Source organism: Achromobacter sp. (genome assembly GCF_049647645.1).
GTDB lineage: Bacteria > Pseudomonadota > Gammaproteobacteria > Burkholderiales > Burkholderiaceae_B > Achromobacter.
Window position 1 is genome coordinate 1 of sequence record NZ_JBARYB010000010.1, and the last position, 8,489, is coordinate 8,489.

9 protein-coding genes and 1 pseudogene are annotated in these 8,489 nt (G+C 68.2%); 2 read left to right on the plus strand and 8 right to left on the minus strand.

Features of this window, described 5'->3' with window-relative positions; genetic code table 11:
- The 5 genes from WBB14_RS00785 to WBB14_RS00805 form a co-directional block, all read right to left on the minus strand.
- On the minus strand, window positions 1-333 hold a 333-nt coding region (locus WBB14_RS00785), incomplete at its 3' end, for an AMP-binding protein (protein WP_424238139.1).
- A gap of 9 nt (window positions 334-342) precedes the next feature.
- Window positions 343-1,077, minus strand: coding sequence for a CoA-transferase subunit beta (locus tag WBB14_RS00790; protein ID WP_424238140.1), 735 nt, complete (start codon window positions 1,075-1,077; stop codon window positions 343-345).
- Window positions 1,070-1,903, minus strand: coding sequence for a CoA transferase (locus WBB14_RS00795; RefSeq protein ID WP_332015645.1), 834 nt, complete (start codon window positions 1,901-1,903; stop codon window positions 1,070-1,072). Before WBB14_RS00795 ends, WBB14_RS00790 begins: the two co-directional genes overlap by 8 nt.
- 33 nt (window positions 1,904-1,936) lie before the next feature.
- Window positions 1,937-2,659: an enoyl-CoA hydratase/isomerase family protein gene (locus tag WBB14_RS00800; RefSeq protein ID WP_424238141.1), complete on the minus strand. Its 723-nt coding sequence runs from the start codon at window positions 2,657-2,659 to the stop codon at window positions 1,937-1,939.
- Window positions 2,656-3,825: a CaiB/BaiF CoA transferase family protein gene (locus WBB14_RS00805; RefSeq protein ID WP_424238142.1), complete on the minus strand. Its 1,170-nt coding sequence runs from the start codon at window positions 3,823-3,825 to the stop codon at window positions 2,656-2,658. The genes WBB14_RS00800 and WBB14_RS00805 overlap by 4 nt, the downstream gene beginning before the upstream one ends.
- Before the next feature lie 284 nt (window positions 3,826-4,109).
- Between WBB14_RS00805 and WBB14_RS00810 the strand changes: the two genes are divergently transcribed.
- Both WBB14_RS00810 and WBB14_RS00815 read left to right on the plus strand, forming a co-directional pair.
- Window positions 4,110-5,078, plus strand: a complete 969-nt coding sequence (locus WBB14_RS00810) for a Bug family tripartite tricarboxylate transporter substrate binding protein (protein ID WP_424238143.1) — start codon at window positions 4,110-4,112, stop codon at window positions 5,076-5,078.
- A complete protein-coding gene (locus WBB14_RS00815) occupies window positions 5,075-6,721 on the plus strand; it encodes an FAD/NAD(P)-binding protein (RefSeq protein WP_424238144.1) in 1,647 nt (548 codons plus the stop codon). Before WBB14_RS00810 ends, WBB14_RS00815 begins: the two co-directional genes overlap by 4 nt.
- Here the strand turns inward: WBB14_RS00815 and WBB14_RS00820 are convergent.
- From WBB14_RS00820 to WBB14_RS00830, 3 genes and pseudogenes are all read right to left on the minus strand, one after another.
- Complete coding sequence (locus tag WBB14_RS00820; RefSeq protein ID WP_332015639.1) at window positions 6,630-7,394, minus strand: IclR family transcriptional regulator; 765 nt, start codon at window positions 7,392-7,394, stop codon at window positions 6,630-6,632. The genes WBB14_RS00815 and WBB14_RS00820 overlap by 92 nt on opposite strands.
- 61 nt (window positions 7,395-7,455) lie before the next feature.
- Entirely contained in the window at window positions 7,456-8,082 is a 627-nt protein-coding gene (locus WBB14_RS00825; protein WP_424238145.1) for a cysteine dioxygenase, read from the minus strand.
- A gap of 167 nt (window positions 8,083-8,249) precedes the next feature.
- Window positions 8,250-8,489: pseudogene (locus WBB14_RS00830) on the minus strand (hypothetical protein); the annotation flags it as partial.

Here is an 8,489-nt window from a genome sequence, read left to right on the forward strand (position 1 = left end):
GTGCAGCACCCAACCCAGCCCCACCGCCGCCACGCGCCTGGCGGTCTCCGCGTCCGACAGGCGCGGCTCCAGCGGACACGGGCAGGCGCCCGCCGCCATCGCGCCCAGAATCGCCAGCACCTGCGCCAGCGACCGCTCCATCGCGATGGCCACATGACTGCCGCGGGCCACGCCGGCGGCGCGCAGGCCGCCCGCGATGCGCCCGACTTCCTGGCGCAAATCGGCATATGTCAGCGTGCCGTCCGCGGTCACGATGGCGGGCCGTTCGGCCCATTGCGGCTGGCTCCACAGGCGCGCGAAAGCGGCCACCAGCGTGGCGTCGACAAGCGTCATGGCAGCCTCCTAGCGCAACGCGACGGCGGCGTCGCGTTCGAACTGCCCGTCGGGATCCAGCTCGCGCAAGGCGCGCGTCTCGGCCGCCGTGGGCGGCGCGGACGGCGCGGCGCCGCTGGCGTCGAATTCGAAACCCGTGCGCTCGCGCACTTCGGACAGGCTGGACTCCGGATGCCATGACTGCAAGGCCAACCGCCCGTCGCGCTTGACGAACACGGCGATCGGCGTGACCACGCCGTGGAATCCGCCCCACGACGTCATGAAGTCCAGCTTCGGCACGAAGGTGCGGCGCGAGTGCTCGGTGCGCCAGGTGCAGGCGCGCCTGGCGGTGGGCAGCATCACCGCGCCGCCCCCGCCGCCCGGCAGTCGCACCTTGGGCTCGTGCCAGTCGCCGATGCAGGAGTTGTTGGCGCAGCCTGCGCCGTCGATCTGCGCTGCGCCCAGGAAGGTCAGGTCCATGCGGCCGCGCGTGCAGAGGTCATAGAAGTCCTCGTTGGAGAAGATCGACGCCGTATGCTCGGCCAGCACCGGATCGGAGCTGGAGATGGGGACCTGCGAAGGCCGCGGGTTCACGCCGCCGGCCACGTTGATGTAGACGAAGTCCCAGTCATAGGCGCGCTTGGCCAGCAGGCAGGCCAGCATGGGCAGAGTGGAATTCACGCCGCTGAAGGTGATCTCGTCCGGCCGGATGAAGCGCGCCAGGTTGGTGACGATGTACGAAAAGCCCGACCATTGCTCAGCCATGCTGCACCTCCCGCGCTTCGGGCGCCGCAGCCATGTGCGCCTGCAGATCGCCTTGCTTGTCCATGTATGCCTCCACGGCCGGATAGTCGATGGCGTAGTCCGGCCAGCAGGATCCCGGCCATGCGCCCTGCGGCGCCACGGCATAGGCCTGCACCATGAAGAAAGGCACCAGCGTGGATTCCGGATTGGCCTCGAATACCGCGCTGTCGACGACCTTCTCGGCCACCACCAGCACGCTGCCCGCGGCGCGCGACATGATGCGGTCCCAATGCGCGGTGCCATGCACTCGCACATTGCCCAGCGCGTCCACTTCGGATGCGTGGATCACGGCGAAGTCCGGACGGATCGCCGGCACCACCCAGGTCTGCTGTCCGCTGCCATAGGGGTCGTCCAGGCACTTCCAGCCATTGAGTTCGGGCAGGCCGCTGCCATGCAGGCCGCCGCAGGGCTGGAACGGCACGCCGAAGGCCGCCGCGCGCAGGCCGGCCGTGAGGCTGGCGCAGGCATGTTCTTCCAGTTCGATCTCGCGGCGCTCCACGGCCTTGCGGTACCACGGCGCCAGGCCGAAATTCCCTTCCATGGCGACGATGCCCGCCCGCACGCGGCGCAGCGCGCCGGCGCGGCACAGGATGTCCACGTCGTAGCCCGGCGATTGCTTGACCAGTTCCAGGTCGCGCCGGCCCTGGCGGATCAGTTCGCGCACGAAGGCGAACGGTCCGCGATGCAGGAAGCTGCCGCCCAATGCGATCGATGCGCCGTTGGGCACCAGCGCCGCCAGCTCCGCCAGCGTGCACTGCTTGTTCTTCTGATTGAAACCCGATGCCATGATGTCTCCTTCCCTGCCTGTTCTTTTTTGCGGTCAGCGCGCCTGCAGATACGCGGCCACCCGTTGCTTCAACCCCGGCTGGGCGGCGGAGCGCACCAGGCGGGCGAGATCGGTGTCGGGCGTTTCCGCCGACAGCGCCGCATACAGCTGCACGCGGCTCGCGCTGCTCAGCGCGGACGCGGCCTCCAGCGCTTCGCGCTCTACGTCCTGCCAGCCCGGCGCGTCAGCGAGGCGGCTGGCAAAGCCATCGCGCAAGGCCTCTTCCGCGCTGAATGTGGCCGCCTGCTCCAACACCGCGCGCGCCCGCTCCGCGCCCACCAGGGCCGCGTAACGGCGCGTGCCCAGCACCAGCCCGAACTTCAGTCCTGGCATGCGGAAAGTGGCGTCCGGCGCGCTCACGCGCCACTTGCAGGCGCCAAACAGATCGACGCCCGCGCCGAAGTTGCGGCCATGCGCCAGTCCCAGCGTCAGGCAGGGCGAGGCCGCCAGCCGCTGCAGCAGCATTTCGACGCGCACGAAGCGCAGCAGCAGATCGCCTTCGCTCTGTTCCTGCCAGCCGCCGAAGTCGAAGCCTGCGCTGAAGTTCCTGCCTTCGCCCTTGAGCACGATGAGCTGGGCGCCCCCGGCCTCGGCTTGATCCAGCGCGGCGATCAGCGCTTCCACCAGTTCGGCCGACAAGGCATTCATCTTGTCCGGCCGCGCCAGCGTCAGCACCTGGGCCGAGCCCTGCTTGTCGATGCGCAGGACGTCGCTCATGCCGCCGTCTCCTTGCGGCCGGCGCGCAGCGCGCCCAGCACTTCGTCGTTATGTTCGCCCAGGGCCGGAGGACGGCGGCGCAGGGCCGTGGTCTGGCCATCGAAGCGCACCGGCAGGCCGAAGGTGCGCGTGCGCACGCCATTGGGCAGATCCACGGGCTGCACCCAGCCCATGTGCTCCACCTGCGGATCGGCCAGCACTTCGGAGTAAGTATTGATGGGCGCGCAGGGCACGCCGGCCGCGCGGAAACGCGCCAGCCAGGTCTGCGCATCCTCGGCTTCGAAGATCGCTTCCAGGATGTCGCGCAGCGCCGCCTGGTTGCGCGCGCGAGCGCTAGTATCGGTAAAGCGCGGATCAGCCAGCAGGTCCTCGCGGCCCACGGTGACGCATACGCCCTTCCATAAGGCCTGATTGCCCGCCGCCATGCCGAAATAGCCGCCCTTGCAGCGGAAGGCCTGGTACGGCGCGTTGCGCGGATGGGCCGATCCCAGCTTGACCGGGTCCTTGCCGCTGCCGAAGAACTCCGAGGTCTGCAAAGCCGCGATGCCCAGCGTGGCGCCCAGCATGGGCACGTCGATGTGCGTGCCCTGTCCGCTCGCCTGCGCCGCGCGCAAGGCCGATGCAATGGCGAAGGCGCCATACAGGCCAGCCGAAAAATCCGCCAAGGGAACGCCGCACTTCACAGGTTCGCCGCCGGCTTCGCCGGTCACGCTCATGATGCCGCTCATGGCCTGGATGGTCAGGTCGAACCCGCCTTCCTGCGAGCGCGGCCCCGACTGGCCGTAGGCCGAAATCGAGCAATAGACCAGCTTGGGGTTGGCCTCGCGCAGCTGCGCATGGCCCAGACCCAGGCGATCCATCACGCCCGGGCGGTTGTTCTCGATCAACACGTCGGCGGCAAGCGCCAGCTCGCGCGCCAGGGCCAGATCGCCGGGATCCTTCAGGTTCAGCGTGACCGAGCGCTTGTTGCGGTTGAGCGACGCGAAGTTTTCGCTATAGCCGTCGGAAATGGGCGGCCAGCTGCGCAGCGTGTCGCCCCCTTCGGGGTGTTCGATCTTGATCACGTCGGCGCCCATGTCCGCCAACAACATGCCGCAAAAAGGCCCCGCCGCGACATTGCAAATCTCCAGCACCGTGATGCCGGCCAGCGCCGAACTGGGTGTCATGTCTGACCTCTCGTTATGAAAATTCAATATTTGGGACGAAGAAAACATTATAAGAGCACGTCCGCAAGACTGGCATCATCCAGCGGACGGCCGCTGCAGGCCGGCGAACTCCCGCGATATCCCTAGTGCAATCCCTAGGTGCCGCGCTTAATTGTTGACCAGCATATCACCCTGTGGAATTCTAAGTAAACCATTTGTTGATACACGAGTCCTATATTTTAGGATTTAATAAAAGGACCGCGGCCCCTGCGCATGCCGGCCCCACCGACACCAAGGAGACTTCCATGAAGAAAACGTGGCGCATTGCCCTCACAGGCATGGTGCTGGCTTTGGCAGGCGGCGCGGCCGCGGCCGACAACTGGCCGACGAAACCCGTACGCATGGTGGTCCCCTTCCCGCCCGGCGGCGCAACGGATGCCGCCGCGCGCATCTACGCGCAGCATCTGGGCGACTACCTGGGACAGAGCGTGGTGGTGGAAAACAAGGCGGGCGCGGGCGGCGAGATCGGCGCGGAATACGTGGCCAAGTCGGCGGCCGACGGCTACACCCTGCTGATGGGCGCCGTGGGCAGCCACGCGATCCATGCGGCCATGCCGGACAAGCCCGGCTATGACTTCGGCACCGCCTTCGTCGGCGTGTCGATGGCCACCAGCATGCCCATGGCCGTAGCCGTGAACAGCAGCAAGATCGCGGCGAAAAACGTGCAGGAGCTGATCGCCCTGGCCAAGAGCAAGCCCGGCACCATCACCTTCGGTTCGGCCGGCCCCGGCACTTCCCAGCACATGGCGGGCGAGCTCTTCCAGGTCGTGACCGGCACCCGGCTCATGCATGTGCCGTACCGCGGCAGCGGCCCCGCCATCACCGACCTGCTGGGCGGCCAGATCGACATGGTGATCGAGACGCTGCCGGCGCTGCTGCCGCAAGTCGCGACCGGCAAGATCCGCCTGCTCGGCGTCACCACCGCCACGCGCGCCACCGCGCTGCCGGACTTGCCCACGCTGACCGAGCAGGGCGTGAAGGATTACTCGGTCGCCACCACCTACGCCTTGCTGGCGCCCGCAGGCACGCCGCCCGCGGTGGTGGACAAGCTCTCGGCTGGCATGCAAAAGGCCGCCGCCATGGCGTCCGTGCAGCAGGCCGCACAGAAGCTGGGCGCCGATGCCGTCGCCACCAATCCCGCCGACACCAGCCGCGTGCTCAAGCAGGAAGTTGCCCGCTGGGCCGACGTGGTGCGTCTGTCGGCGGCCAAATGACGGCGCCCCACGCAACGCCCGCCCCGCTGGCGGCCGATCTGGCCATTATCGGCGGCGGCTCGGTGGCCGTCAGCTTCCTCTATCAGTTCCTGCTCGCGCTGGAGCCGGCCAGCGGCCGGCCGTTGGCGATCATGCTGTTCGAGCCGCAGGCCGAGCCGGGCGCGGGCGAAGCCTACCAGGAGGACCTGTCCAGCAATCTGCTCAACATCCCGGCCGGCAATATGTCGGCGCGGGCCGATCACCGGATGGATTTCGTGGACTGGCTGCGCGCCCAGGATCCCGCCTGGCTGCGCGCGCAGGGCGCGGACTCGATAGCACCGGCGGATTTCCTGCCGCGCCCGCTGTTCGGGGCCTACATGCGCGCAATCTATCAGCGGGCCCGCGAGCTCGCGCGCGCCCAGGGCATCGCGCTCACCCACGTGCGCAGCCGGGTTCGCCGAGTGGCGCCGCTGCCCGAGGGCGGCGCACGGGTCGAACCCGAACAAGGCCCACCCTGCGTGGCGCGCTACGCCGTGCTGTGCAACGGCAACCTGCCCTCGCAGGCGTTTGCGGAACTGCGGGACGCGCCGGGCTACTTCAACAGCCCCTACCCAGTCCAAGCCTTGGCCAGCGGCATCGCCGCCGATGCGCCAGTCTGCATCATCGGCACCAGCCTGAGCGCCGTCGACGCCATCGCCGCCTTGCGGCAGGCGGCCCATCGCGGCCCCATCCTGTGCGTCTCGCGCAATGGCCGCCTGCCTGCCGTGCGCAGCCCCCACAACCGCACGCCAGACACGCTCCGACAGCTGAGTCCCGAGGGCGTTCCGCGCCTTGCCGCCAAGCACGGCGGCGCGCTGACGCTCGAAGCCATCGCCACGGCGCTACGCGAAGAAGTGCTTGCGCTGGGCGGCACCCTGGATGCGGCGGACGTGTTCGGCATGGCGGGCGACGCCCGCACCGCGCTGGACGCAGAGATACAGCGATCCGAGCAGGCGGCGCGCCCGTGGCAGGCGGTGGCGGCCGCAACCAATGCGGCCGTCGACCTGATCTGGCGCCTCATGCCGCCGGCCGAGCGCGACCGCTTCCAATCGCAATGGCGTTCGCTGTGGATGGCGCGGCGCGCCACCTTTCCGATGCGCAACGCACTGAAGCTGCAGGCCCTGTTCCAGCGCGGCCAGTTGCAAGTGAGCGGCGGCTATCTGGACAGCTGCCACGACGGCGCCAGCGGCCTGTTCCACACGCGCGTGCGCGACGCGGCGGGCGTAGTCGCCACGCACGCCAGCCGCTATCTGATCAACGCCACCAGCTTCTCGGTGGATACGCGAAGCACGCAGGATCCGCTGGTGTCCGGGTTGCTGCGCGAGGGCCACGCGCAGCCCGATTCCCACGGCGGCCTGGCGCTGGACTACGACACGGGCTGCCTGAAAAACGCGCGCGGCGCGACCGAGCCGGACATTTCGGTATTGGGCAGCCTGGCGGGCGGCACGTACTTCTGGACCACGTCCATGGACGTCAACGCGCGCCTGGCTCGCGGTCAGGCGCTGCGCATCGGCGCGTCGCTGGCACGGCCCGCTACTGGTCCAGGTAACCCCGGCGATAACCCATCCCTTGCGAAATGGACTGAGCACAGGCAGCCACATCCGGCGCCAGCTGCTTCATCCTAGCCGCGCTCAGGCGGTCCAGCGGACCGGAAATGCCGATCGCGGCCACGGGCTGGTCCAGGCTGTTGAACAAGGTCACGGCCAGCCCGCCCACGCCTTCGCGCCATTCGCCCCGGTTGACCGCGTAGCCGGTGCGGGCGATCTTGCGCAGTTCGTCCTTCAAGAGCGGCATGGATACGATGGTCGATGGCGTATGGCGCACGAGCTTGTCGGCGTAGCGCTCGACATAACCTTCCGCCTGGTAGGCCAGCAGCGCCTTGCCGGTGGCGACCGCATAGGCCGGCGCCCGTCCGCCCACCATCGAATAGGCGCGTATGGGTTGGGGGCTGTCGATCTTGTCCACGTAGACGACGTCGAAACCGTCGAGCACGGACAAGTGCACGGTTTCGCCAGTCTGGTCCGCCAGCGTGCGCATGAAGGGCGCGGCCAGCTTGCGCACGTCCAGCTGGGCAAGCTGGCGCGCCGCCAGCTCAAACAGCCGCACCGCGCCGCGATAGCCGCCGCCGTCATCGTCCTTGGTCACGTAGCCCGCATGTATCAGCGTCTGCAGAGTGCGGTGCGTATTGCTGCGGGTCAGCCCGACGCGGGCGGCCAGCGCATCGATGGTGCGCGGCGGATTGTCCACGTCGGTCACCGCCTCCAACACCATCAGACCTTTTAGCAGCGTCTTGTCCATTATTTATTTTCCTAATATTTAGGACAAGAAAATAGCATGAGACGCCGCGCGCGAACAGGTGCTAGCTTGCGCCCCCGGCGATGGCGGCCCGCACCGCTTCCGAACGGTCCCACAGGTTCGGCAGGCTGGCCGACGAATACCCGGACACGAAAGGCTTGGCCTGCCCCGTCGCGGGATCGTAGACATGGCGCGACACGGCGCCGATGTTGCCGCCGTAGAGATGCACGCTGATGGACACGCGGTCCGCATGGGCGTTGGATACGCGATGGATGTCGCCTTCGGCGGGCGACAGGCGTTCCACGTCGCCGGGTTGCAGCGTGGTCGCGGCGCCGGCGGGCGCCACGCTGCCGTCCTGCCCGCGCACATAACGCTGGTTGACCTCGGCGCCGCGCAGCATGCCCACGTAGCCCCAGACCTCGTGGTCGTGCACCGGCGTGAACTGGCCAGGCCCCCACACAAAGCTCACCAGCGAAAACCGCTCCAGCGGATCGCAGTGCAGCAGATATTGCTGGTAGTACTGCGGATGCGGCGCGGTACAGGCCTCGGGCAGCCAGTCGTCATGGCGCACCAGGTCGGCGAACGCGGCCTGCAGTTCCGGGGTCTGCGCCAGCGCGGACGGCGTGGCCAGGCGGGTAGCGGTGGCGATGAAGCGGCGCAGCCTGTCCAGGCCGCCTTGAGATTCGGGCATTGCGTCTCTCCATGAATTCTGGAAATCCCAGATTGAAAAAACAGTATCCATGATTCAGGACGGATACGCAGCCTTGCCCCTGCCGCCGCCCAGGTAATCGCGGCTAGCCTTTCTTGGCTGCTCCAGGCCCGCGCGTGCAGCGTATCGGGCCGGCGCGGGCTTCGGCCTCACCACTTGCAGCCCCGATCCGTAACGGTATCGGCCAGCAGGAACGGCAAGGCCAGCAAGCCCATGTCCGCATGCGCGCTCTTGCACGGCGGCCGCGCGCTCTTGGCGATACCTTGCGCAATCTCGGATTGTTCAACCGGCGCCTTGGGCCCGAGACGCACGACAGGTTCGCCACGCGCGCGCGGCATGCCGGCCGCTTGCGCGTCTTCCGGGCGCCAGCCGAAATCGCGCCGGGAATC

Excerpts from the sequence above, each read along its gene's own strand:
- WBB14_RS00790 (WP_424238140.1), bottom strand. The coding sequence starts at position 1,077 with ATGGCTGAGCAATGGTCGGGCTTTTCGTACATCGTCACCAACCTGGCG.
- WBB14_RS00795 (WP_332015645.1), bottom strand. The coding sequence starts at position 1,903 with ATGGCATCGGGTTTCAATCAGAAGAACAAGCAGTGCACGCTGGCGGAG.
- WBB14_RS00800 (WP_424238141.1), bottom strand. The coding sequence starts at position 2,659 with ATGAGCGACGTCCTGCGCATCGACAAGCAGGGCTCGGCCCAGGTGCTG.
- WBB14_RS00805 (WP_424238142.1), bottom strand. The coding sequence starts at position 3,825 with ATGACACCCAGTTCGGCGCTGGCCGGCATCACGGTGCTGGAGATTTGC.
- WBB14_RS00810 (WP_424238143.1), top strand. The coding sequence starts at position 4,110 with ATGAAGAAAACGTGGCGCATTGCCCTCACAGGCATGGTGCTGGCTTTG.
- WBB14_RS00815 (WP_424238144.1), top strand. The coding sequence starts at position 5,075 with ATGACGGCGCCCCACGCAACGCCCGCCCCGCTGGCGGCCGATCTGGCC.
- WBB14_RS00820 (WP_332015639.1), bottom strand. The coding sequence starts at position 7,394 with ATGGACAAGACGCTGCTAAAAGGTCTGATGGTGTTGGAGGCGGTGACC.
- WBB14_RS00825 (WP_424238145.1), bottom strand. The coding sequence starts at position 8,082 with ATGCCCGAATCTCAAGGCGGCCTGGACAGGCTGCGCCGCTTCATCGCC.